At 27.9% G+C, this 24,866-nt stretch carries 28 protein-coding genes and 1 other annotated feature; of the genes, 5 read left to right on the top strand and 23 right to left on the bottom strand.

The window, feature by feature from the left end:
- Positions 1–74 precede the first annotated feature (74 nt).
- The 3 genes from KGF48_RS01060 to KGF48_RS01050 all read right to left on the bottom strand — a co-directional run bounded on the left by KGF48_RS01060 (position 75) and on the right by KGF48_RS01050 (position 2,740).
- On the bottom strand, positions 75–1,325 hold the full coding sequence (locus KGF48_RS01060; protein ID WP_227840148.1) for a sensor histidine kinase: 1,251 nt from the start codon (positions 1,323–1,325) through the stop codon (positions 75–77).
- Positions 1,312–2,016, bottom strand: a complete 705-nt coding sequence (locus KGF48_RS01055; protein WP_227840147.1) for a response regulator transcription factor — start codon at positions 2,014–2,016, stop codon at positions 1,312–1,314. Before KGF48_RS01055 ends, KGF48_RS01060 begins: the two co-directional genes overlap by 14 nt.
- 268 nt (positions 2,017–2,284) lie before the next feature.
- Positions 2,285–2,740, bottom strand: a complete 456-nt coding sequence (locus KGF48_RS01050; protein WP_227432827.1) for a hypothetical protein — start codon at positions 2,738–2,740, stop codon at positions 2,285–2,287.
- Positions 2,741–2,945: 205 nt separating this feature from the next.
- On the opposite strand from KGF48_RS01050, the gene KGF48_RS01045 reads away from it, so the two are divergent.
- The 3 genes from KGF48_RS01045 to KGF48_RS01035 all read left to right on the top strand — a co-directional run bounded on the left by KGF48_RS01045 (position 2,946) and on the right by KGF48_RS01035 (position 5,020).
- Positions 2,946–3,335, top strand: a complete 390-nt coding sequence (locus KGF48_RS01045; RefSeq protein ID WP_227827326.1) for a GntR family transcriptional regulator — start codon at positions 2,946–2,948, stop codon at positions 3,333–3,335.
- Complete coding sequence (locus tag KGF48_RS01040) at positions 3,328–4,425, top strand: DUF5808 domain-containing protein (protein ID WP_227840146.1); 1,098 nt, start codon at positions 3,328–3,330, stop codon at positions 4,423–4,425. The genes KGF48_RS01045 and KGF48_RS01040 overlap by 8 nt, the downstream gene beginning before the upstream one ends.
- Positions 4,426–4,543: 118 nt before the next feature.
- The gene (locus KGF48_RS01035) at positions 4,544–5,020 is read left to right on the top strand and encodes an HD domain-containing protein (protein ID WP_227840145.1); all 477 of its coding nucleotides are present in this window, start codon (positions 4,544–4,546) and stop codon (positions 5,018–5,020) included.
- A gap of 118 nt (positions 5,021–5,138) precedes the next feature.
- Here the strand turns inward: KGF48_RS01035 and KGF48_RS01030 are convergent, their stop codons facing one another.
- Positions 5,139–5,690, bottom strand: coding sequence for a tryptophan transporter (locus KGF48_RS01030; protein ID WP_227840144.1), 552 nt, complete (start codon positions 5,688–5,690; stop codon positions 5,139–5,141).
- A 170-nt stretch (positions 5,691–5,860) separates the two neighbouring features.
- Positions 5,861–6,127: a binding site (T-box leader), on the bottom strand.
- 146 nt (positions 6,128–6,273) lie between these two features.
- On the opposite strand from KGF48_RS01030, the gene KGF48_RS01025 reads away from it, so the two are divergent.
- The gene (locus tag KGF48_RS01025) at positions 6,274–6,741 is read left to right on the top strand and encodes a pyridoxamine 5'-phosphate oxidase family protein (protein ID WP_227827322.1); all 468 of its coding nucleotides are present in this window, start codon (positions 6,274–6,276) and stop codon (positions 6,739–6,741) included.
- Positions 6,742–6,893: 152 nt separating this feature from the next.
- Positions 6,894–7,607 carry a hypothetical protein gene (locus tag KGF48_RS01020; RefSeq protein ID WP_227840143.1) on the top strand — a complete coding sequence of 238 codons (714 nt, stop codon included), beginning with the start codon at positions 6,894–6,896 and terminating at the stop codon, positions 7,605–7,607.
- A 101-nt stretch (positions 7,608–7,708) separates the two neighbouring features.
- On the opposite strand, the gene KGF48_RS01015 is transcribed toward KGF48_RS01020, so the two are convergent.
- The 19 genes from KGF48_RS01015 to KGF48_RS00925 form a co-directional block, all read right to left on the bottom strand.
- Positions 7,709–8,230, bottom strand: coding sequence for a GNAT family N-acetyltransferase (locus tag KGF48_RS01015; protein ID WP_227840142.1), 522 nt, complete (start codon positions 8,228–8,230; stop codon positions 7,709–7,711).
- A 154-nt stretch (positions 8,231–8,384) separates the two neighbouring features.
- Positions 8,385–8,966, bottom strand: a complete 582-nt coding sequence (locus tag KGF48_RS01010) for an NAD(P)H-dependent oxidoreductase (RefSeq protein ID WP_227840141.1) — start codon at positions 8,964–8,966, stop codon at positions 8,385–8,387.
- A gap of 62 nt (positions 8,967–9,028) precedes the next feature.
- Positions 9,029–10,126, bottom strand: a complete 1,098-nt coding sequence (locus KGF48_RS01005) for a Nif3-like dinuclear metal center hexameric protein (RefSeq protein WP_227867665.1) — start codon at positions 10,124–10,126, stop codon at positions 9,029–9,031.
- A 13-nt stretch (positions 10,127–10,139) separates the two neighbouring features.
- Positions 10,140–10,829, bottom strand: a complete 690-nt coding sequence (locus KGF48_RS01000) for a tRNA (adenine(22)-N(1))-methyltransferase (protein WP_227827317.1) — start codon at positions 10,827–10,829, stop codon at positions 10,140–10,142.
- A gap of 148 nt (positions 10,830–10,977) precedes the next feature.
- Entirely contained in the window at positions 10,978–12,144 is a 1,167-nt protein-coding gene (gene rpoD / locus KGF48_RS00995; RefSeq protein WP_227432810.1) for an RNA polymerase sigma factor RpoD, read from the bottom strand.
- A gap of 17 nt (positions 12,145–12,161) precedes the next feature.
- Positions 12,162–13,952, bottom strand: coding sequence for a DNA primase (dnaG, locus tag KGF48_RS00990; RefSeq protein WP_227867664.1), 1,791 nt, complete (start codon positions 13,950–13,952; stop codon positions 12,162–12,164).
- Positions 13,953–14,216: 264 nt separating this feature from the next.
- Positions 14,217–15,002 carry a 3-deoxy-7-phosphoheptulonate synthase gene (gene aroF / locus KGF48_RS00985; RefSeq protein ID WP_227840138.1) on the bottom strand — a complete coding sequence of 262 codons (786 nt, stop codon included), beginning with the start codon at positions 15,000–15,002 and terminating at the stop codon, positions 14,217–14,219.
- Positions 14,983–15,489: a 2-amino-4-hydroxy-6-hydroxymethyldihydropteridine diphosphokinase gene (gene folK, locus KGF48_RS00980; RefSeq protein ID WP_227827314.1), complete on the bottom strand. Its 507-nt coding sequence runs from the start codon at positions 15,487–15,489 to the stop codon at positions 14,983–14,985. The genes aroF and folK overlap by 20 nt, the downstream gene beginning before the upstream one ends.
- On the bottom strand, positions 15,482–15,847 hold the full coding sequence (gene folB, locus KGF48_RS00975; protein ID WP_227432804.1) for a dihydroneopterin aldolase: 366 nt from the start codon (positions 15,845–15,847) through the stop codon (positions 15,482–15,484). Before folB ends, folK begins: the two co-directional genes overlap by 8 nt.
- A 10-nt stretch (positions 15,848–15,857) precedes the next feature.
- Complete coding sequence (folP, locus tag KGF48_RS00970) at positions 15,858–16,649, bottom strand: dihydropteroate synthase (protein ID WP_227867663.1); 792 nt, start codon at positions 16,647–16,649, stop codon at positions 15,858–15,860.
- A gap of 66 nt (positions 16,650–16,715) precedes the next feature.
- Complete coding sequence (gene folE, locus KGF48_RS00965; RefSeq protein ID WP_003429416.1) at positions 16,716–17,288, bottom strand: GTP cyclohydrolase I FolE; 573 nt, start codon at positions 17,286–17,288, stop codon at positions 16,716–16,718.
- 25 nt (positions 17,289–17,313) lie between these two features.
- A complete protein-coding gene (locus tag KGF48_RS00960; protein WP_227840136.1) occupies positions 17,314–18,015 on the bottom strand; it encodes a hypothetical protein in 702 nt (233 codons plus the stop codon).
- A gap of 36 nt (positions 18,016–18,051) precedes the next feature.
- Positions 18,052–18,792 (bottom strand): aminotransferase class IV, encoded by a 741-nt coding sequence (locus tag KGF48_RS00955; RefSeq protein WP_227867662.1) that lies wholly within the window; start codon positions 18,790–18,792, stop codon positions 18,052–18,054.
- Positions 18,782–20,131: an aminodeoxychorismate synthase component I gene (pabB, locus tag KGF48_RS00950; protein WP_227867661.1), complete on the bottom strand. Its 1,350-nt coding sequence runs from the start codon at positions 20,129–20,131 to the stop codon at positions 18,782–18,784. Before pabB ends, KGF48_RS00955 begins: the two co-directional genes overlap by 11 nt.
- 1 nt (position 20,132) lies before the next feature.
- On the bottom strand, positions 20,133–20,717 hold the full coding sequence (locus KGF48_RS00945) for an aminodeoxychorismate/anthranilate synthase component II (RefSeq protein WP_227840133.1): 585 nt from the start codon (positions 20,715–20,717) through the stop codon (positions 20,133–20,135).
- Positions 20,718–20,741: 24 nt separating this feature from the next.
- Positions 20,742–21,461 carry a polysaccharide deacetylase family protein gene (locus KGF48_RS00940; protein ID WP_227840132.1) on the bottom strand — a complete coding sequence of 240 codons (720 nt, stop codon included), beginning with the start codon at positions 21,459–21,461 and terminating at the stop codon, positions 20,742–20,744.
- A gap of 27 nt (positions 21,462–21,488) precedes the next feature.
- Positions 21,489–22,553, bottom strand: coding sequence for a CAP-associated domain-containing protein (locus KGF48_RS00935; RefSeq protein ID WP_227840131.1), 1,065 nt, complete (start codon positions 22,551–22,553; stop codon positions 21,489–21,491).
- A gap of 159 nt (positions 22,554–22,712) precedes the next feature.
- Positions 22,713–23,522, bottom strand: coding sequence for an MORN repeat-containing protein (locus KGF48_RS00930; RefSeq protein ID WP_227827306.1), 810 nt, complete (start codon positions 23,520–23,522; stop codon positions 22,713–22,715).
- Between the two features lie 246 nt (positions 23,523–23,768).
- Positions 23,769–24,635 carry a YitT family protein gene (locus KGF48_RS00925; protein WP_227827305.1) on the bottom strand — a complete coding sequence of 289 codons (867 nt, stop codon included), beginning with the start codon at positions 24,633–24,635 and terminating at the stop codon, positions 23,769–23,771.
- Between the last annotated feature and the right edge of the window lie 231 nt (positions 24,636–24,866).

Genomic DNA, 24,866 nt, shown 5'->3' with positions numbered 1-24,866 from the left:
CCTCCAATATTTATCTTCTATACTTCATATATTAGACTCAAGCTATTACTATAAAGTGAATTAAATATTACAGATTAGTCACTATTATCACCATATATCTTATGAAATACTATATGAAATTCCGTTCCTTTACCTTTTTCACTATTTACATAAATATCTCCATTTTGGCTTTCTATTATGGATTTTGCCATTGCAAGCCCTATGCCTACACTATCCTCTTTTGAACTACTTTTCCCTCTATAGAAACGTTTAAAAATATGTTGTATATCTTTTTTATCTATGCCTTCACCATCGTCTTTTATTATTAACTCTGAAAATAATGGATTTTCTTTGTAAATTATAATTATATTTCCAAAATCAGGAGTATGTTCTATACAGTTTTTTATTATATTTACTAAAGCCTCCACTGACCAATCAATATCACCAACATAAGATACATTATCATTTCCTTCTATACTTAACTTTTGTTTTTTAATCTCCATAGGTATTTTCATTGGTTGCATTGCTTTATGTATAAGTTCACTAAATTTTATTTTTTCTTTCTTAAACTTTATAACTTTAGCTTCCACTTTTGATAATTTAAGCATACTTTTAATCAACCAGTCCATACGATTCAGTTGATTTTTTATCTTGTCTAAAAAGTCTATTTTTACTTCATATGGTACATCATTATATAATAAATCGCTTAGTATAATTAAGGAAGTCATAGGAGTTTTCAACTGATGTGATATATCTGAAATTGTATTATTTAAAAATATTTTTTCTGATTTTAAAAGTTCAACTTTTTCATTAAGAATTGTTGTCATCTTCAATAACTCTGTTTTTAAAAGACCTATCTGCCCTTCTTGATTTCTATTTTTCATATCAAATTCTTTTCCCTCTGAACTGTAGTAAACATACTTAGTCATATCTGATAAATCATTATACATAGTTTTAAAGTATTTAAATATCAACATAAATATCAACATAAAAATTATACAAACCAAGATTATATTTATTTTTATAGTATTTGAAAGTAATTTAGAAGTAAGAGGCTCAGAATTTATTTTAATAGTTTCATCATAGTTATACTTACTTAATACTTTTTCACCAGATTCTACATTTTGCATGGACTTTCCTTGAGTTATTATATCTACGATATCACTTTCTAGTTTGGGATACTTGTTAACTAAGGTTCCTATTATTGCTTGATTATTTTTTACAATCATATTTTTAGTTGTATTTATATTGATTACACTAAATCCAGTTGATAAAAGAATTACCATCAGCATTAAAATAATGTATTTACTAAAAAAGTTCTTTACTTCAGGATTATATAGAAACATTATTTTCACTTCCTATCCATTTATAACCTAGTCCTCTTACAGTTTCTATGTAAATTGGTTTACATAAATCATCTCCTATTTTTTCTCTAAGTCTTTTTATATAAACAGTTAAAGTATTATCGCTAACAAAATCATAAGTTACATCCCAAAGCTTTTCTAATATTTGAGTTCTACTCAAAACTGTATTTTTATTCTGTATAAGAATTAAAAGAAGCTTATATTCAACAGATGTCAGAAATATTTCTTTGTCATTTTTATATACTCTAGCTTCTAATGTATATATATTTAAATCTCTAAATTTGAGTATCTTCTTATTTTCTTCTACAGCATCACCTTTTCTTCTTAAAACAGCTTTTATCCTCGATATTAATTCTCTAATTCTAAAAGGCTTTGTTATATAATCATCCCCACCTATATCAAGACCCATGACAATGTTTACTTCTTCATCACAAGCAGTTAAAAATATTATAGGAATCTGAGAAAACTTTCTTATATACTCACAAAATTCATATCCTGTTCCATCTGGTAACATTACGTCCAGCAGTACCATACTATATTCATTAGAAGATATCATTTCTCTCCCACTTGATAAATCCTTTGATATATCTACACTAAATCCCTCTTGCTCGAGTGCATACTTTATTCCAAAAGAGATAGTGCTGTCATCCTCAACTATCAATAACTTTAACATAACTAGTTCCCTTCTTCACATTTTAATTTAAAACTATTTATATATACCACTTTTATTATACACAATTGTTTTAGATACTAAAATATATTTAGAATTACAAAATAGTCACAAACAATTAATAAAAAACATAAAAATAAAAATGCAAGTTGACACTTAACTATTTTAGAAATAATATAGATTTTTCTCAAGTTAAGCTACAACTCACATTTTAGATATTTAATTTTATATAAACTAGCATTCTCATCTATTTCACTATTTAAAGCTTCCTTTATTCTTCCTCATATTTTTTATATTCTTCTTCTTTATAAATATTATTTTTTTTGTCATCTTCATGTAAATCAATGTCTTTTTTATCATTTTTAACACTATTTACATAATGCATCATTTCTTCTTGAGAAACATGTGGACAATTTTCACAATTTATTCTTCTTGAATTAAATTCTCTTACTTTTTTTTTTAGTTCTTCATATTCATAATCTTGTTTTTTATCACTACAATCACATTCATAACCAAATTCATCATATTTATAGTCATTGTATTGATTATTTCCATAATACTCTGTATCAATCATTTGAGACATTTGAGATTTAGACTTAATGTTTTTTATCATCCTATAAGTTGCATATGCACCCACTCCTGTAATCACGGCTCCTGCAAACATCATTGGCTTACTCATTCCATCATCTTTTTTATTCATTTGTCTTTTAATTAAATATGTTAACATATTTTTTCTCCTTTCTGATTTCTATTTATAGATAGTATCTGTATTATTTTGATAAAAATTATGTTATTTTTAAATTACAATTTTTACAAGTAATATATCTCATCTTGTAGAATATAAATTTATATTTTGTACTTGATAACGCTTTTTGTGTTATACTATATATATAACAAGTATTTTTATTTAAACAATATTATGGAGGTTTTTTATGATTTTAAATTTAGATTTTAATAGCGATAAGTCTATTTATGTACAAATTAAAGAAGAGATAACTAAAGCTATAGCTTCAGGAGAATTGAAAATAAATGAATCACTTCCATCTGTAAGAAGTATGGCTGAAAATATTGGTGTAAATCTACATACTGTAAATAAATCTTATAATGAACTAAAAGAAGAAGGATTTTTAAATATTGATAGAAGAAAAGGTGCAATCGTAGCTCAACTGCCAATAGAAACAGAAAACTCAACTCGCCAAAAAAATAGACTTGATTTAGAACTTTTAGTAGCAAAATCTTATTTATCAGGTATTAATAAAGAAGAGTTTTTGACATTAAGTAAAAATCTATTTGATAAGTATGAGGTGAAATACTATGAATAAGATTGAATGTCTATTTACAATATTTTCAGCCTTAATTTTGATGTATGCTACTTTTTATTTTATGCCACATCTTATTGGCAAAAATCATATTTATGGTGTTTCTATAAACCAAGAACATAGAGACTATCCTGATTTTATAATACTTGATAAAAAATTTAAAAGACTTTTATCTATAGGATTTATTGTAATTTTTATTTTGGTTTTAGCTCTAGTTTTTATATTTGATAAAATAGAATTTTCTTATTCTATTAGTATTATAGGTTTTTTACTATATGAAAGTATATTATATATCTATATTCATAAAAAAGTTAAAATGACTAAATCAAAGTTTTGCACTGAATTAAGCCAGATAAGTGTAGATTCAAAATTGGTAATAGACATGGATTTTATAAATGAAAAAAATAAAATAATAAAAAAATTTAAGATATTGTATTTAATACCAGTATTACTTACTTTTGGAATGAGCATTTTTATATTGCTTAACTATAATCAATTGCCAGATTTAATTACTACACACTCTACTATAACAGGAAAACCTGATGTATTTATGGAAAAATCCTATCTTGGTGTGTTTAAATTAATAGGTCTTGAGTTTTGTATAATGGTTTTATTATATATAACATCTATTGGAGCTATAAAAGCAAGAATTAAAGTAGATACAAATAAAATTGAAGAAAGTAAAACTAAAAACATTAAATATCTAAATAAAATTGGTTATTTATTTTTTATATTGATGATTATGATGATAGTACAATTTTTTATTGTTTTTTTATCATTAAAAATAAATCCAAATTTATTAACTGTTATAAATATAATAATGCTTTTAGTTATAATTTATTTAATGGTAACATATATTAATTCTCCAAATTTAAAATCTAATTCCTCTTATACTCCAGATAACGATGAAAAGTACTGGATAGGAGGTATTATATATAATAATCCAAACGACCCATCATTTATGGTTGATAAAAGATTTGGCATAGGCTGGACTATAAATTTAGGAAATCCTATTGGAAAGATATTATATATTCTTATAGCTGTATTTTTAATTTTTTCACTTTTTAGTGTTATAAAATCTCTTTTACTTTAAATACCATAAAAGGTATCTTACTTGTATTATTGGGTATTATATTTTGTAAGATAAGAAATATTTCATATTATCATTGAAATATAGTATTTATATATTACTAGGAATGGAGATTTGCATAATGTTGTCAAAAACTGAAATTAAATACTTTAATGATTGTGCTTCTGAGATACTTTCATCTGAAAAAGTACAACTTATGAGAACATTTCCTCATCATGGCAATGTTTCATGTCTTGAACATAGTTTATCAGTAGCATATTATAGTTATCTATTATGTAAAAAATTACATTTAAATGTTGATATTCAAAGCGTTATTAGAGGGGCTCTACTGCATGATTTTTTTCTTTATGACTGGCATTATAAGGGTGATAGAAAAGGATTACATGGTTTTACTCATCCTAAAGAAGCACTAAAAAACGCAACTTTATTCTTTCAAATAAATGAAAAAGAAACAGACATTATTTTAAAACATATGTGGCCACTTACTGTTAGACCTCCTAGATACAAAGAAGCATTAATTGTTTGCTTATTAGATAAATTTTGTTGTCTAGTTGAGACTCTGAAGATACACTCACTACTATCTCCTTACCACATATAAAATAGTTCTTTGATATTGTTATAATTTAATTTGAAAAGAGGTATTAAGATTACATTTAACTTAATACCTCTTTATTAATTTATTATTTATTTTTGTCATATGCTTATAAAACATAACCTTAGCCTTGATAACTTACTCTTCTTATAGACATACTTACAACTTTAAATAATAGCATACCAGCTATTAAGTTTATCAATATTGCTGGTGCCACTGCTACCATAAATAATGCTGTGAATGAAGCTCCAGGAAGACCTACTATAGCTTGAGCAATTAGTAAAAATAGAGTTCCACTTATAACTGTTCCTACTGGGAATATTATTGTTGCTGCTATTAAATCTTGTTTTTTACTACTTAATCTTTTCATAAATGGTAATTTATAAATTATATACATTATCATGAACATTATATTTATTGTAATAGTCTTGTCAAATATATTTGGAATCTGACCACCTGGAAATTTAGTTGTTAGTGCTGCAAATATTCCTGTTACAATTCCTGCTACCAAACAAATCTTATAATCATCCTTATTTAATATCATTATTATAAACATCATTGCTAGTGATATATCTGGTTGCATTGGAAGTCCTATGGCAGGTGTAAGTTGATGTATTAATAATCCCATAGCTAAAAGTATCGCATTTAAAGTTAATTTTTTTGTATTTGTTTTCATTGTAATATTTCCCCCTAATTTGTTTAATATTTATTTCATTTTCGTGCCAATTTTCCATATCATTCTCTTTAGCTTTAGAAGTTCATAACATCTCTTTCACCACCTTTTATTTTAAATTATATATTTTCTTTATTAATAGTTTTTGCAAAATAAAAAACTCCGTCCTAAATCAATAGGACGGAGATTATCCGCGTTGCCACCTAAATTATATAAAAAATAAGCTTAAAACTTAATTTTTATACATCTCATTATAAGGTACTTACATACCCTATTCGCTGTAACGTGCGACTGACGATAAAGTCTACTCTCATAAAAATATGATTTCAATTTATTCCTCTAAGGTCCATTCACTATATTCCTTCTTGCTAAGATTCCACCATCCTCAGCTCTCTATGTTGAAGCTAAACATAATTACTCTTCCTTGTCATAGGATTTTTAATTTGCTGTTGCTATTATAATATTCTAAATTTTTATAATTGTCAACTGTATTTTTTATTTTATTTAAAATTTACAAAAAGTGTAGAATAATTTTTATAAATGCTTTAAACTTTTATTTAAATATTAAATTAGAAAGGATGATATTATGTTTAGAGAAATGAGATTAAAAAAGAGAGAAATGACAAAAGAAGATACTATAGAAGTATTAAAAAATGGTGAATTTGGTACTTTTTCTACTATATGTGAAAATGGCTACCCTTATGGAGTTGCTGTAAATTATGTATACTTTAATGATTCTATATATTTTCATTGCGCAAGAAATGGACATAAATTAGATAATATCTCAGCAAACAACAAGGTTTCTTTCTTAGTAGTTGCTAATGAAAGTGTTATTCCAGACAAATTTAGTACTACATATGCTAGTGCTGTAGTGTTTGGAAAAGCGTCAACAGTAGACAATGAGGAAAAGAAAAATGCTCTTGTAGAAATAATAAAAAAATATTCTAAGGGCTTTATTGAAGAAGGTATGAAATACATAGAAAAAGATATAAATTTAACAACTGTAGTTAAAATAGAAATAGACCATATTTCTGGTAAAGCTTCTCGTTTATAATAATATATACAATATAACAAAGTGGCTATAGGTATGGCCATTTTGTTATATTTATTTCTCATTATTTTTATTAATTGAAAATTCTTAAAATATTTTAAAGAACTTCCTCAATACCTATATAAAAATTATTGAAGGAAAGGTTGAAAATAATTATGAAATCCAAGAAAAAACCAAAGTTTTTACTCATTAGTACACTTGTAATAATAACTATGTTATCAACAGGAGCAACAGCTTTAGAAATCCATACATCTTCACAAATACATAGTGATATCAGAAATAGAGGAAATTTCAATACCTCTGCTAATTCCAAGGTAGGTGCAGACTCACAAAAAAGCAGTAATAGTTTACCTCACAATGCACAAAGCCTGAATGTTTTTTTGGACATCTGCAACGGAGGTGTAGAAATACTACCAACCTCATCCAACAAAATAATAGCAAATTACAACAGCCAATACTACAATATTAAAATGACAAAACAAAATGGAAAATGGGTTATATCTATATCAGGAAAAACAGCTAAAATGGGCAATTCTAGCTATGTTCAACTCCATATTCCAAATATAAAATGCAATATGGATGTGAATGTGCTTGATGGTAGCTTTAGTTATGATTTCCCCGAAAATTGTATTGATGCAATAAATGTTACTGCCAAAGATTCAAGTATTGAATTTACTTCAAAAAATCAATACAAAAATAGCACTATTTCTCTATCCGCAACAGATAAAGAATTTCTTGAATATGGTCTAATTAATTATCCAGATTATTTTACTAAGACGCATAAAGGATTTGAGTATAAGAATGGTACAATAAAAAATCAAATTGACATTTCGCTAACAGGATTTACTAATGTTGATTTTAGAGATTAAAATATAAGAAATTGAGGGCTTTAGCCCTCTTTTTCTTTGCCTTCCTGTATCCATCTTTATATTTTATTGTTTATTTTTCCTTTTGGTCTACTGACTCTGAATCAGAACCCCATTACTGTTGTTCTTAAATACTGGTTGAAATTACCATACTCAACTTTTGTCAACATTTCTGGATAAGACATCACAATTAACTGATGTCCATTACATTCTTCATGGTATGGAGGGTGAATATGTTCAAAATCATTTGCCTCATATCCAACCCTCTCATAAAAACCTTGTCGCTTGATGGAAATTTTATTAATGGGAGGGTCGATTTCTAGAATAACAGTTTTCCCTCGCTGGTTTAGCAGCTCCAAAGCTCTTTTTCCGTACTTTTTATTGCGCATCTCAGGATTGATACAGAAATGTTCCACATAAATAAAATTCTCTGTTTCCCAACATAAAAGGATACCAACCATGTCGTTTTCATCATAAATCAGGTTAAATTGATATTCCTCATGACCCATAATTTCTGCTTGTAAAGACGGTTTTCTCTGTTCATGAAAAGGAAAACTTATGTTGTACAACTCTATTGCCTCTAAATACAATTTATCTTCATATGTTCTTAGCCTCTCAAAGCGCATTTTGCTATCCTCCTATTATAAAACAACCTTCGATTTACCACACTGCATCTTTTTAGCCTAATGCTAATGAAACTCTAGTTAGCTCTTATTGAGATTATAATATCTGTCCAAATATCAAATAAATTATAATGTTAAACCATGGCTAAATGTATATCTATTTTTTATATATATTAAGATTGTTTAGATAATCTCTTATACCAAACTTAACATTATCACTTGGTCTTATATCAGAGTTATCTCCTGCTATATGAAGTATTCCATATGCTGGATGACCTCCTCTTACCGTACATGGAACTGATAATAGAGTCATCCCCATATGTTGAGCAAATATATTCATTGATTGTAAAGCCAGTTCTCCTCCTCCACGTTGTGAGCCTGCTGTAGCAAAACAACCAAATATTTTTCCACTTAAAGGGGCTCCTACCCATACATCAGAAAAACTATCCATAAACATCTTCATTTGCCCAGATACATTTCCATAATATGTTGGTGAACCCATAAATATTACATCATAATCTAGTAATTCTTTTCCAGATTTAATTACATTTATACTTTCAAATTCATCTTTATATTCCTTTGAATTTATCAAATAATACTGAGGAAGTGTTTTTGCAACTTCATCACTTACTTTAAATATATCCACCTCTATATTCATTTCTTCAAATACCTTTTTATACTCCCTTGCTAATAAATATGTACTTCCACAAACGCTATGAAAAATTACTGCTACTTTCATTTTTATCCCCCTAATCAAAATCAAATTTATTTTTTATATAGTACTTTTATTATCAAATACCATTAAATGATGCTAAATGGATTTAAATATACATTGCTTTTTATTACTTCAATCTCTTCAAATTCATCCAAAAATCTCTTCATAACATGTTTAAATATATCTTCTGTATCAAAATGCCCACAATCAACTATACACATTCCCATATCAAGTGCATCTTGTGCCTCATGATATTTTACATCACCAGTTATTAGAACATCTGCTCCTTGTCTCTTAGCCTTTTTCACAAACTCAGAACCAGCTCCTGTTACAACAGCAACTTTTGTTATCTCTGTATTGAGGTTTCCAACTACCCTTATATGCTTCATATTTAATTTTTCTTTTATTTTATTAGAAAGATTCTCTAATGTCGTACTTTCATCAAGTTTACTTATTCTACCTAATCCAAATGTTTTTCCTTTATTTTCTAGCTTGTACAAATCATAAGCAACTTCTTCATAAGGATGTGCATCTAGCATAGAACTTATCACTCCACCTAAATGCTTCTGTGGTACTACAGTTTCAATTTTAACCTCATTTACACTTTCTATATCATTTATACTTCCAAGGAGCGGATTGGAACCTTCTAATGGCTTAAATTGACCTTCTCCTTCTATCGAAAATGTACAGTTACTATAATTTCCTATATGACCTGCTCCTGAATTACTTAGAGCCTTTCTCAATACTTCTGAATAATTACATGGAACATATACTGCAAGTTTGTATAAAGTCTCACTTTCAGTGACGTCTAAAACTTTTGAGTTATTAAACTCCATAATTTCCATAAAATAATCATTTAAACCATCAAATGCTATGTCAAAATTGGTATGCATAGAATAAAGGGCTATATCATTTTTAATAAGCTTTTGTATAAGTCTACCTTTTAAGTCTACACTATTAATCTTATTGATTTTTCCAAATATAAAAGGATGATGTGTAACAATTAAATCAATATTTTGAGATATAGCTTCATTGATTACATTTTCATTGGCTTCTAAGGATACCAGAATCTTCTTTACATCCATATCAAAATCTCCAACTATAAGACCTACATTATCCCAATCTTCAGCTAAGCTTAGAGGATACTTTTTTTCAATTTTTCTAGTAAGACTCTTCAGTAACATATTTACCTCCTATTTATTTTATTAAATTTTCAAGTTTTCTTATTGCCATTTTACTTTCTTCTCTCTTCTTATCTATTTCTTCTCCATTTTTACCTTCTAGTTGATTAACTATAGCACTATATGTTTTTATTTTTTTTTCTATAAAGTCATGAAAAAGAGAATCTTTATTTTCTAAAAGTTTTATTCCAACTTCAAATTGTATCTCATCTTCTATTATAGTATTTTTACCTGTATATTTGGCAACTATTATTTCATATATCCTAAAATCTTCTCTCACTAAAACCTCTTTTAAAATTTCATAACCATTATTCAGAAGATAGCGTCTAAGCTCTTCTTGTGCCTGCATAGGCTGTAATATCAATTTTTCTACACTATGTGCTACTTCTTTTTTAGCCTCTAGAAGTTCACTTATCAATATACCTCCCATACCAGCAATTATTACTTCTTCAATTTCACCTATTTCAAGTATCTCTATACCAGAACCCAATCGTAAATCAACTTTCTTTAAAAGATTGTTCTGTATGACCTCTTTTCGTGCATTGTCAAGAGGTCCTTTATTGACATCTGCTAACACTGCAAATGGGACTCTTCCCTCTTTTAGCAAATAAACTGGTATGTATCCATGGTCCGTTCCTATATCAGCTATCTTTTTACCCTCTGATACCAATGATGCTATTTTTAATAATCTATCTGTTAGTTTCAAAGATATATCTCCTTTCAATTCTTTTATTTGCTCTTGATTTTAGACTAAAACCAAGATAAAAAATAATATAAAATCTCTACCACAAAATAGCCATGAGATATCACTTATCCCATGGCCTTTATTACAAAAACATTAATGATGTATCTTTTTAATCTAAATAATCTCTAAGTTTTTTTGATCTACTTGGATGTCTTAATTTTCTTAGTGCTTTTGCTTCTATTTGTCTTATTCTTTCTCTAGTTACATCAAACTCTTTTCCAACCTCTTCAAGAGTTCTAGCTCTTCCATCTTCAAGACCAAATCTAAGTTTTAATACTTTTTGCTCTCTATCATTTAATGAGCCAAGGACATCTTCTATTTGTTCTTTAAGTAGAGAATATGCTGCTGCCTCAGCTGGAGCTGGTGCATCATCATCTGGAATAAAGTCTCCTAAATGACTATCCTCTTCTTCGCCTATTGGAGTTTCTAAAGACACTGGGTCTTGAGCTATTTTCATTATCTCTCTTACTTTATCTTCTGTCATTTCCATTTCTTTTGCAATTTCTTCTGGTTTTGGGTCTCTTCCAAGTTCTTGAAGCAGTTGTCTTGATACTCTTATTAATTTATTTATAGTCTCTACCATATGCACTGGTATTCTTATAGTTCTAGCTTGGTCTGCTATAGCACGTGTTATAGCTTGTCTTATCCACCATGTTGCATAAGTACTAAACTTGTAGCCCTTTGTATAATCAAATTTTTCAACAGCTTTTATAAGACCTAAATTTCCTTCTTGTATTAAGTCTAAGAAAAGCATACCTCTACCTACATATCTTTTTGCTATACTTACAACTAGTCTTAAGTTCGCTTCAACTAATCTTTGCTTTGCTATCTCATCGCCTTCATGCATTCTTCTAGCAAATTCTACCTCTTCATGTGGCTTAAGTAGAGGAATTTTTCCTATTTCTTTTAAGTACATTCTAACAGGGTCATCTATACTTATCCCTTTTGGTAATGATAAATCCACAGTTTCTATTTCTATTGCAGAAGAGTCCTCATGTGAAATTACTTCTGCATCTTCATCTATGTGGCTCATATTTAAATCGTCATCAGTAGCCGAAAAGTCTATATCAGCTTTATAGTTCTTTGTTTCTGTTATTTCTATTCCCAAATTACCTAAAGTTTCATAAAGATTTTCTACCTGATCCTTATCAAGTTCAGTTTCAGAAAAAGCTTCCATTATTTCTGCAAGCGTCAATGAACCTTGCTTTTTTCCTTTTTCTATTAATGTCTTAGCGGTAACTTTTTTTAACTCTTTTTTATTCGACTTATTTTCCACACTCAAACCTCCTTTCTCTACAAGCTTTTTAAAGTTTTATTTATCTCAACTATTTTTAAAGCAATTTCCATAACTTTACCATCTACCTCTTTCATATCATTATTATTTTCTAATTCTTGTTGTTCTTTCAACAAGTTATTAATTTGTTCTTCTAATGAGTTCTTTCTGATATTTGTTATTATTCCTTCTATTTCTTTTGTGCTCTCTAAGTTTATACTATTCAAAGAAATTGAATTTAATTCTTTTAAGTATTCTTCGGATATGTTTAAACTTTTCAATTTGTCAATAGTTATTTTGTCCAATTCTTGATTTTTAATCATGTAATTTAAAATTTCTTTACTTTCATCCAATAAAAAATCACTTTCTTCTACCTTAAGTAACGCTATTTCTCTAATTTTTTTGTCTTCTAACATTATTTTTATTAGAGTTTCTTCAACTAATTGTTTTCCATCTTGTCTAACTTCGACTTTTTCAATTACTTTTTCTTCTATCTTTTTCTGGTTTTTGTTATTATATGGTTTATTGTAGTTTTTACCATATACTTCCCTTTTTATAGACTCGACATTAATATCTATTTGATTGCTTAAATATTTTGTATAAAAATCAATTTCTACAGGACTTGTCAATTGTTTTATAATCTTAGAAGCTTCTTTTGCAAACTTCACTCGTTCTTCATCTTTTTGAATATTGAATTCTTTTTTAAGATGATCTATTTTATATTTTATGTAGTGAGTAGAAACATCCATTGCCTTTTTATAATCACTAAGTCCGTATTTTCTTACAAATTCATCTGGGTCTTTAGAATCTTTCAAATCCAAAACTTTTACAGTAATACCTAATTTAATAAGTATATCTATAGCTCTTAAAGTCGCTTTTATTCCAGCTTCATCAGAGTCATAAGATATAATAGCAGTATCCGCATATCTTTTTATTAAAATACCTTGTTGTTCAGTCAAGGCTGTTCCAAGGGTTGCTACTACATTTCTTATACCATACTGATAAAGTGAAATTAAATCCATATATCCTTCAACTAAGACTATAGTTTTATTATCTAAATTTTTTCTAGCAAAATTTAATCCATATAAATTTTGTTTTTTATTGAAAATTAATGTGTCTGGAGAATTTAAGTATTTTGGTAAAGAATCATCTAATACTCTTCCTCCAAATCCAATTATGTTTCCTCTATAATCAAATATAGGAAACATAACTCTATTTCTAAATTTATCATAGCAATTAGTTCCATCTCTATTTCTTGCAATTAGACCGCATTCCAGTAAATCTTGTTTTGTATACCCTTTATTAATAAGAGTATTCATAAGAGAATTCCATGAATCCAAAGAAAATCCTAGACCAAACTTTTTAATTATTTTATCATCTAGCCCTCTAATCCTTAAATATTCATACCCAAGATTTTTACTTCCTAATAAGTTTGAAAGATAAAATCTAGCAGCTTCTGTATGAATATCTTGAAACTTTTTAGATTTCTCTATTTTCATTCTAGTTTCTTCATTCATGTTGGTATTAATTTCTATACCGCATTTATTTGCTAAAATTTTTACAGCATCCATAAAATCTAAATTTTCCATTTTCATGACAAAATTTATCACATCTCCACCTTCACCACAACCAAAACACTTATAAATTTGTTTTGACGTATTTATATAAAAAGATGGAGTTTTTTCCCCATGAAATGGACATAATCCTTTATAATTAGCTCCAGATTGTTTTATACTCATATATTCAGATATTATACTTGCTATATCACATCTAGCTTTTATTTCTTCAATAATGTCTTTTATATCATTCATATTATCACCTTCTGGTGTAATTTTTTGTGTTAACATTTCTATTCTACACTATATTCTAAATTTGTCAATCACTCAATATACAGAATTCGACTTTTTTTATTGATATCCTTCTTATTAATCAAAAAATTTTTATTTTTTATGTTAATTCCATCAATATTAAATCTTTATTTATATCAAATAATCTAACTATTAAATTATATATCTATTATCTTATAAATTTACATCAAAAACTATCACGAATAAAAAAGAGGCTCTTGCCTCTTTTTAATAAACACTAATTGATTTCATCAAATCTTCAAATTCATCAAAGCAGAGAGATTGAATCCCATCTGATAGAGCATTTTCTGGGTCTGGATGAACTTCTACCATTATTCCATCTGCTCCACATGCAAGTGATGCCATTGACATAGGTTTTACTAAATATCTAACTCCAGTAGCATGACTTGGGTCTACTACAACAGGAAGTCCCGTTTCTTTTTGAATAATCGGTACAGCAGCTAGGTCTAATGTATTTCTAGTATAATCATTGTATGTTCTTATACCTCTCTCACACATTATAATATTACTATTTCCTTCTATTGCTATATATTCTGCTGCACCCATCCATTCAGTAATTGTTGATGCGATTCCTCTTTTTAACATAACAGGCTTATTCTGTTTTCCGACTTCACTTAAAAGAGTAAAGTTTTGCATATTTCTTGAGCCAATTTGAATTATATCACTGACACTATATAATTCATCCATATCTCTTATGTCCATAAGTTCTGTAATAACAGCTATACCAACCTCTTCTTTAACTGCTTTTAATATTTCAAGACCTTCTTTTTTTAATCCTTGAAATGAGTTTGGTGATGTTCTTGGCTTATATGCTCCTCCTCTTAAAATATTTGCACCATGACTTTTTACAAATTTAGCTGTCTTTAAAAGTTGCTCATAACTTTCTATTGCACATGGTCCAGCTATTACAAGTTTATCTTCTTTTACAGTTATTTTTTTATTATTTGTATTTATCACTATCTTTGAATTATCATTAAATAGGTTTTTTCTCATAACCTACAAGCTCCTTTACTTCTTCTATTTCTTTAGCAGATAGGAGGTTTAAATATTCTTTTATTGATTTTTTATTTATTAAAAGTTCCTCATTCAAATCCATAAGTGGTATCAAAACAAAAGCTCTATCTTGAATCCTTGGATGTGGTATTAGTAATCTTTCATCAGTTAAAACTACATCATTAAAAAATAGTATATCTACATCGATAGTTCTTGGACCCCAATGTACTATTCTCTCTCTATGCAATTCTTCCTCTATTTTTTGACAATATTCTAACAACTCATAAGGTTCAAACTCTGTTTCTATCTCTACACACATATTTAGAAAATCTGCTTGTTCTGTATATCCCCATGGCTTTGTTTCATATAATTTTGATTCTTTTACTTCATATATAGAATCACTATCTCTCAAAAGTTCACATGCTTTTGATAAATTATCAAATCTATTGCCCATATTAGTCCCTATTCCCAGATAAGCCTTATTCATCTCTTGTTCTCCTTATCTCAACACCAAAGTAGTCATAAATTCCATTTACAGGAGCTTCTGGCTTTCTAACTCTAACCATAACTCCATTTACAAGGTTAAATTTATTTAGGACTTCTTCAGCAATATTCTCTGCCAAAGCCTCCAAAAGATTAAATTGTTTATTTTCTGTAATATCCTTAACAACACTATAAACTTCAGCATAGTTTACAGATTTATTTATATCATCACTAAGTCCTGCTTCTCTTGAATCAACATAAAGTTCCATGTCGACAAAAAATTTCTGACCTAGAAAATTTTCTTCTTTAAGCACACCATGATATCCATAGAATCCTAGATTACTAAGTAATATTTTATCCATCATACTACACCTACTTTCTATATATTGCATCAGTCATTTTAGCTGCCATTAAATTTTCATAAACATCATGCACTCTAACTATATCTACACCATCTCTTATTCCAAGTACAGTAGTAGCTATTGTGCCTTCCAATCTCTTTTTAGGTTCAACTGGAAGTACTTTTCCTATTACTGATTTTCGAGATGTACCAAGTAAAATAGGATAGTCTAATTCTTTTAATTCTTTTAATCTTCTTAATACTTCTATATTTTGCTCAAATGTCTTCCCAAACCCTATCCCTGGATCAAGAACTATTTTTTCTTTTTTTACTCCACAGCCTATTGCCATTTTTATGCTCTCTTTAAAGAAGTCTTTTATTGACTCCATTATATCTTTGTCATAGTTTGTCCCATCTTGATTATGCATTATACATACTTCTGCATCATATTTTCCCACTACAGAAGCCATATTCTTATCTTTTCTAAGACCCCAAACATCATTTACCATAGTGACACCTAATTTTAGGGCTTCTTCTGCAACATCTGCCTTGTAAGTATCTATTGATATTGGTATATCTAATTCGTTTTTAAGTTTTTTTATCACAGGGATTACTCTTCTTAGTTCTTCCTCTGAATCCACATAGATATGACCTGGACGTGTAGATTCACCACCTAAGTCAATTATATCAGCACCTTGTTCAACCATTTCTTTTGCATGTTTTATTGCTATGTCTAAATTACTAAAGTCTCCTCCATCTGAAAAACTATCTGGAGTTACATTTAATATACCCATTATATAAGTTCTTTTACCATAATCAAACACAGTTAATGACACTCCTTTAAATTAAAATTTATATCTTATCAAGCGATTATTATCTACAATAATTCACTACTTCATAGTAATTAAACTCATAGCTTCAGCTCTTGATGCAATATCTTTTTCAAATATACCTCTAACCGCTGATGTAACAGTTTTTGAACCAGGTTTTTTTACACCTCTCATTGTCATACACATATGTTCAGCTTCTACTACTACTAAAACACCATATGGCTGCAATTCTTCCATTATTATGTCTGCTGCATTTTTAGTAATTCTTTCTTGTAGTTGAGGTCTTTTTGCTAATGTATCTATTACTCTAGCAAGCTTAGAAAGCCCTGTAAGTCTTCCACCTTTTGGTAAATAAGCGATATGTGCCTTTCCAAAAAAAGGAACTAAATGATGCTCACAGCATGAATAAAATGGAATATCTTTTACTAATACTAATTCTTCATGCTTTTCATCTGCAAAAAGAACTTTTAAGTGGTCTCTTGGTTCTTCACTAAGACCAGAGAATATCTCCTCATACATTCTAGCAACTCTATTTGGAGTCTCTATTAGACCTTCTCTATCTGGGTCTTCACCAATTGCTTCTAATATTTCTCTTACTGCATGTTGTATTTTTTCTTTATCTACTTTATTCATTTAAACTCCCCCCATTGACTCGTGACTAGAAGATTAATTTTATAATCTTTTTTGTCTCAATTTCTTTAAAAATATAATTATAAACATCTAAAAGTTTTTGATAGTCATAATTTTCACTTACCTTTGATACTAGGTTAAAAAGGTCATTATTTTCTTTTTTCAAAACTTTTAGCAATTTTTTATCTTTTGGTACCCATTTATCATTTATATTAAAGTACCCAATTATTATATCTTTTAAATATAAATTCGTCAAAAAATGATATTCAAAAACATCAAATTTTTCTTTATTTTTCAACTTTGATATCTTTGTTCCAATATCTTGTTTCAAAAAAGACTTTTCTTCTAAAGATAATTTACTAGGACCCTTTAAGTAAATATCTCTACTTATATCTTTTATGGTATCGGATATATTCTCCATATCAAATAGAACCTTAGCATCTTTCATCTCTTTCACAAAGAAGTACTCTCTATCTGATAATAATTTTTTTACACCATCTTTTGAAAAATAATTTATATCAAATTCTATTCCCTTTTGTTCAAACAGTACTCGCTCCTGTTTTTCCCCTTCTTTTACAAAAACAAATACATCAATATCATTAATTTCTAAATCATAAAAACTAAAATCTACATCTTTACTAGAACCCACTAGAAATACTGCTAACGTATTTGGATTGTCTATTATTTTTTTTATATTTTCACTATATACTTTATAAGTATGACTTACCATCTCTTATCTCCAATAAATTGTTAATATTTTAATTTATTACAAACACTCTATTATTTTATTAAAAATAACATTTTCTTTGTTAAATTCTGTCTTGTCAATTTCTGTAACTTTCATTGCTCCCATAAGACTATTTGTGACAAAAACAAAATCAAAACTACTAATTTCTGATATATTAATTTCATTTTCCACCAACTCTATATGTAATTCGTCACAAATCTTTATAATCCTTTTTTTTATTGTTCCATTTAAAATTGGTAATTTATTACTTGGTGTATATACTTTACTTCCTCTTATAAAGAATATATTGCTCATAGAACACTCTAAAATTACACCATCTGAATTTATAAATATCCCATCATTGTATCCATTCTTATTTGCAATATTTTTAGTATAAATATTTTCAAAATAATTAGTAGTCTTATGTCTATAGATTAGGCTATCACCCCTGACTATAGGCGATATAGTCAATTTCAAACCTTTATTATATGCTTCTTTATTGTATGGAATTTCTCTAATAGATATATTGTAACCTTCATCAAAAACGGTAATCCTAAGTGCTTTATTAATAATATTTTCTTTTTTTATGTATTTAACAATTTCATCTATTAGGAATCGCTTTTCATAATTTATATTCAAATCCAAACATGTTATCGAATTAAGCATCCTATCTATATGTGTATTTAAATCTATAGCTATACCATCTTTAACTTTAATAGTCTCAAATAACCCAATTCCAAATTTACTCAAGCTACTATTAAAGCTTAAATTATTCTTCATAATATCCCCTCAAGGCTTTCATTATAGATTTTGCTTTATCTAGTGTTTCTTGGTATTCTTCATCTGGGTCAGAATCCCAAGTCATACCTCCTCCAACTTGAAAATATACTTTTTTATCTTTTTTTATTATAGTTCTAATTGCTATATTAAAATCCATATCACCATTAAAACCTATATACCCAATTGAACCAGTATATACATTTCTCTGTGTTGGTTCCAGTTCATCTATAATTTCCATTGCTCTAATTTTAGGTGCTCCTGTTATAGAACCACCTGGAAAAGATGCTTTTATTATATCAGTAGCATCCTTATCATCTTTTAGTTCCCCTACAACTGTTGAAACCAGATGGTTTACATTTGCATAAGGTTCAATTACAAACAACTCTGGAACTTTGACACTTCCAGTTTTAGATATTCTACCAATATCATTTCTTTCTAAATCCACTATCATAAGTAGCTCTGCTCTATCTTTTTCACTATTTTTAAGCTCCTCTTGAAGCTTTAAATCTTCTTCCTTATTTTTACCTCTTGGTCGAGTGCCTTTTATTGGTCTTGCCTCTATTTTTTTATCAATACATCTTATAAATCTCTCTGGAGAATTTGATAAGATATGTGCTTCTTCAAAATTTAAAAATGCTCCAAATGGTGCTGGACTAAATCTTCTTAAATCTCGATATAACTCAAAACTTGTCAGTTCTGTTTCCCCACTAAACCTTTGTGTCAAGTTAGCTTGATATATGTCACCTTGTCTTATGTACTCTCTAACATTTTCAACTGCATTTTTAAATTCTTCCTTTGTAAAATTAGATTTAAGTTGAATAGGTTTTACATCTTTTTCCTGATAACATATACTATCTATTCCTTTTTTCTCTTCTCTTAATATTTTTTCTTCTATATCAGCTATTATTTTTTCTTCTACTTTTATATCTATATCTGGAGTAGCTATGTAAGTTTTTTCCTTTAAATGGTCTATTACTATAACATGGTTATAAAATCCAAAATACATATCAGGTATCTCAATATCATCTATAGCAGTTCTAGGTAATTTTTCTATATAATTTCCCAAATCATAAGACAAATATCCTACAGCTCCACCTATAAACGGCAAATTAGTTTTATTTATAACTTTATATTTATCTAATTCTTTTTTCAAATTTTCTAATGGATTTTCATCAGTATTTTTATATCTTAATACTTTAAATGGCTGGCTACTTATAAAAGAATATCTTCCTAATTTTTCTTTGTCCATAGCACTATCTAATATAAAACTATCATTTTCATTTCTAAAAATAGTAAATATCTCAAAAGAATTTAATTTAGTTTTTATTTCTCTTATCATCTTATATATCCATCCTTTCCCTAGCTTCTTTTATAAAGTTTTTCAGCATTTCATGACCATACTCTGATAAAATAGCTTCTGGATGAAATTGTACTCCTTCTATTAAATACTTCTTATGTCTAATTCCCATTACTTCACCTTTATTTGTTGTTGCGGTAACTTCAAGTTCTTCTGGAACTGTATCAGAATCAATTATAAGCGAATGATACCTAGTAACATTTAAAGGATTTTTAAGACCACTAAAAACTCCCTTGTTAATATGGTTTATACTGTATACTTTTCCATGAACAGGCTGTTGTGCTTTTATTATATTACCCCCAAAAACATATCCAATAGTTTGGTGCCCTAAACAAATTCCTAATATAGGCTTCTTACCTTTAAAATATTCAACAATATCTATACAAATCCCAGCTTCTTTTGGAGAACATGGACCTGGAGATAACACAATTACCTCTGGATTTAGTTCTTCAATACCTCTTAATGTTATTTCGTTGTTTCTTTTTACTATAACTGTTTCCCCCAATTCTTCTATATATTGTACTAAGTTATATACAAAAGAATCGTAATTGTCTATCATGAGAATCATACTATAAATCTCCCCCCAAAAAAATTATTTCATTAATTCAGAAACTGTAACAAACTTAAAGCCTTTTTCTATCATCTTTGGAATAAACATGTCCAAAGCTTTAACTGTATCATCAGTTGCATAGTCATGTAAAAGTATTATATCTCCATTTTGTACTTTATTAATTATTTTATCTGCGATACTATTAGCTCCAGGATTTTTCCAATCCTTCACATCTACTCCTGTCCATAAAACTACTTTATAATCATGCTTTTTTGCAATTTCTAATAAATCCTTTTCTCTGTAACTCCCAAATGGTGGTCTAAATAATGTAGGTTTCTTTCCAGTAACTTTCTTTAAAATTTCTTCACACTTAACAATCTCTTCTTCAATTTGACTAGAAGTTAAATTGCTTATATCAGGATGATTAAAAGTATGATTTCCTATTTCATGCCCTTCTTTACTTGCTCTTACCAATGGTTCTTTATACCACTGTGCATGTTTTCCAGCTATAAAAAAAGTAGCCTTTACATTATACTTCTTTAACACATCTAAGACTTGACCAGTTTCTTTAGGATGAGGTCCATCATCAAAGGTAATTGCTATTAGTTTCTTTTCCCTTGAACCATGTTTAATTAAAATATTTTCATTTGTGTCCGTCATTAAAGCAGAAACCTTACTAAAATTGGCTATTAGTATTATTCCACAAAACAAGACTACTGCTATTAAGCACTTAAATATTGTCTTTTTTTTCCCTGGTGTCATTTTTAAACTTCCTTTCAAATATTTTAGTTATTTATAAAAATTTTGAGTGTAATACGTTTTATAACTTCCTCCAAATATTACTCCAACTCCAATATTATTATAATTCCCCAAAATATTTTTTCTATGTCCTTCTGAATTCATCCAAGCTTCATGTGCATATATTGCATTAATCTGTCCTGCTGCTATGTTTTCTCCTGCTGAGGTATATATTATTCCTTCTCTTTTCATTCTATCAAATGGAGTTTCATCTTTTTTGTTTATATGGTCAAAAAAATTATTATCTCTCATATCTTCACTGTGTTTTCTTGAACTTAAAGTAGCTTGTTCACTATATCTTAGTGAATTCAATCCTCTTTGATTTCTAACACTGTTTACAAGGTCTATAATTTCAAATTCAAAGCATTTTTTAAGCTCTTCTTTATCAGTTGGATATAATTCTTTGAACTCATCTTCTGTAGTTTTATCAATTATTAAATATGAACAAACTCTATTTTTTTCATGAATATCGTAGAAAATTGTAATATATTTACCTCTCTTACTTATTATATCATATTGATTTTCTGAATTTATTATATATCTAGTATTTCCTTTTTTCTTATATTTTAATGGCGTAATCTTGTTTCTCACTGTCTGTCTATCTTGATTTATTTTTATATCTTGATTTTCACATGAGTCCATAGAGTTGCTGTAAAGTGCAACTACCTCATCACTTTCAATACCAACCATTGCAAAATCTTTTCCATATTGGTTGTATACATACCAGTCAAATCCATATTCACTAGTATCAATTCTGCCAGGCTTTCCAATATTAGCTAAAACTTGAGTTAAGTTTTCTCCTAAATTTAGTTTTTCAAAATTTTTTATATTAGTCTCGTTTAAATTATTCTCTCCATTATCATCTGGTTGTGAGTTTTGATTTTTCTCATCTTCCTTTTTCTTTGAATTATCACCTAAGTTTATTTTATCTAAAAACTCACTCCATATTTCGCTTTGAAAAAATTCTTCCTTCAAATCATCTACTTCTCTCAATAATTCAGGACTATAAAATAAAACAATAAGTATTACTAATACTAAAGCAATTAATTTTTTCAATATATTCCTCCTTTAAAAAACTTCACTAAAAATTTCTAATATATACATTATCATGTATTAATACTGATAATATATACTGATTAAATCCTATTAACATCTGTTTATATTTTTTTTATTTAATAAGTATTATAAAAAAGCTTTACCTATTAATAGATAAAGCTACAATCTTAATGAAAATATTTCATCTAAAGTTCTGTCAAAGATAGATGGCTTATCAAATTTCCAAGTTCCTTCATAAACTAATTCATTATTTAGATAAAAAGTACCTTGGCCATGCTTTTTACCATGCATAAATTCTCCTACATATTTCTTTCCTTTTGCCCATATGTATGTTCCTTTTCCATGAATCAAATTATTTTTCCATTCTCCTTCATAAAGTATTTCTCCTTCACTATTATAGCAAATACCATAGCCCTCCATCTTTCCACCTTTAAATTCTCCTGCATATATACATCCATCATTCCATTTATAGATACCTTTTCCATCTTTTTTGCCATTCTTCCAAGTTCCAATATATTCATCTTTACTGTTATAGAGCATATTCCCAATGCCATTCATCATGTCTTCCTCAAAATAACCTATATACTCATTACCGTTTGAAAATACAAAATTTCCTTTTCCATTTTTTTTATCTTGTTTAAACTCTCCTATGTACTCCATATCAGTTCCTTCATCGACAAAAAAAGTATATGAACCTTGACCTTCCATCTTTCCTTCTAAAAACTTTCCTACATATACATCTCCATTAGAAAATTTATATATTTTATTTTTTGGCTTTTTTGTGTCTACATCATCTATATCTCGAATTGTTTTTCCTTCTAATTCCAAGACTTCACTTTCTGATGCAAAATCACCTTTTTTTAAAACACGTTTTTTCATATTTTTTATGCTTCTAATCTCTTTGTTTACTTCATTTATATATTTTAAATAATTATCATACAAATCAACATATTCTTTAGATAAATTCATAATGCCATTCCTCCAACGTTATTCATAGATATTTTATTAAATCTATTAAATTTATTATATCCTAATATTGGTCATGTTTTCTACACATTGAGTAATTTTTTCAATTTTAATTTTAAAATAATCTCTTTGAAAGTGATACACAAATAGTAAATAAGCCATAGTTTATTATATTTTAAAATAAATGAAGCTGAGGACTATAATATATAAATTTACATATTACAGACCCTCAGCTTATATTTTTATATTTTATAAGTCTTTTGCTTTAAATCCTCTTCCTTTTACCTCTGTAACATCATTTACAGATATAAATGCTTTTTTATCATATTTTAAAGCTATATCCTTTATCTTTGGTATCTCATTTGATGAAACTATTGTATATATAATCTTCTTTTTTTGATGAGTGTATGCACCCTCTGCATCCAAGAAAGTTACACCTCTAACTAAACTTCTCATTATGTCTTCTGCTATCAAATCGACTTGAGTTGACATTACCATAACAGATTTTTGATAATTCATTGCATCTTTAATAAAATTCATTGAATATGCATTTAGAAATAATCCTATGAGAGTATATAATGCTAAATCTAAACCAAATAAAAAACTTCCTGTAAGTACTATTAAACCATTGATTGCTAAAGCAGTATCTTTCATTTCTATATTTTTCTTAATTTTCAGTATTGCAGCTATGATGTCTGTACCACCTTGAGAAGACCTAGTTCTAAATACAATACCAACTCCTAAACCAGATAATACACCTCCATACACACTTTGAAGTAATATATCATTGATAGGTATGATATTACTTACTTCCTGAGTTGCACCTAATAATAATGAAAATACAATCATATTGAATAAACTTGAAATACAAAATTCCTTTTCTAGGTATATAAAACCTAAAATAAATATTGGAATATTGATTAAAAATGTTAATAGACCCACATTGATATTTGTCAAATAGTTTATAGATGTTGCTATACCTGTAGCACCTCCACTTAATAGATGTGCTGGTCTTAAGAACCCATTTATTCCTATAGATGTCATCAACATCCCCAGTAGCATTGTTAAATATCTTAAAGCTGGATGTTTTTGTAGGGTATTCTTAACTTCACTCATTTCTTTCTCCCTTCAATTCTTCTAAATCCTTAGAATTTTAAAAACTTACTTATATATATAATATTACTGATGTAATAGATAATATTTCAAGCAAATTTTTTCATAGAATTTCTTGAACTGTCATCTATTACATCATCTATTATAGTATCTTTTTTATATATGTCTAGTGTATTTTTTTATATTCCAAAATTTCAAAGTACTTAAATTCTCTCATTTATGCTTCAAATTAAA

The organism is Clostridioides sp. ZZV15-6388 (assembly GCF_020657755.1).
Taxonomy (GTDB): Bacteria; Bacillota; Clostridia; order Peptostreptococcales; family Peptostreptococcaceae; genus Clostridioides.
The sequence above is the reverse complement of the archived record's forward strand: the minus strand, read 5'-3'. Positions and strand labels throughout refer to the sequence as shown.